Consider the following 660-nt stretch of genomic DNA (forward strand, 5'->3'; position numbering starts at 1 on the left):
GAGAAATGTTTGCACGTCCTCATCCTCGACGCGCAGGTCTGCGTAGACCTGATCCAGTCGCTGTGCCCGCACGACGCCGGGCAAATCCAGCAAGCTCTTGATACGTTCGATCGACGGTATACATTGGCGCTGATATTTGACAACCAAATTCAAAGTGTTCTCCCAACGGAAAAGAGGGACCTAAGTCCCTCACGTTCCTTATTTACTACGGCGTTTCTTTTTAGCGGCCACAGCACGCTCGGCCATGCCCCGGATCGGCACGTGGCCCGCAGCCTTTCCGTTCCTGTATGCCTTCTTGATCTCGGCACGGAGTGTCTTTTCCGGCAGCTTGCAGACTGGACAGTACGGATTTTTACAGCGTGGGTACTCGACCAGCTCCAAAGCTTCTTCGAGTGTCGAAGCATCGAGTGCCGCAGCATGCATCTTGAGATAGCGTTTGAGCCGCTTCTTGATGACAGTGCGGTTTTCGTCCGTCAGCTTCTTCACGAAGACCGCAGGGTCTTTGTTCGGATTGTCACGTAGGATGAACGCATCCATGATTCCTTCGATCGGAATCTTGTACTGGAGTTCCAGAAGCACTGCGTACGCCTCGATTTGCTCGACGTACACAATGCCCGGGTCCTTGGCTTTTTTGGGGGCCGCTGCGATGCCCGTCGTTTT

Annotated in this window: 1 protein-coding gene; it reads right to left on the bottom strand. The window is 54.1% G+C overall.

Annotated elements, in window-relative coordinates:
- Positions 1 to 198 precede the first annotated feature (198 nt).
- Positions 199 to 660 (bottom strand): hypothetical protein (locus AC1RPN_RS07720; protein ID WP_481763640.1); only part of this gene is annotated, 462 nt, incomplete at its 5' end.

This window comes from Dellaglioa sp. CoH-57-MRSF-20 (assembly GCF_056781955.1).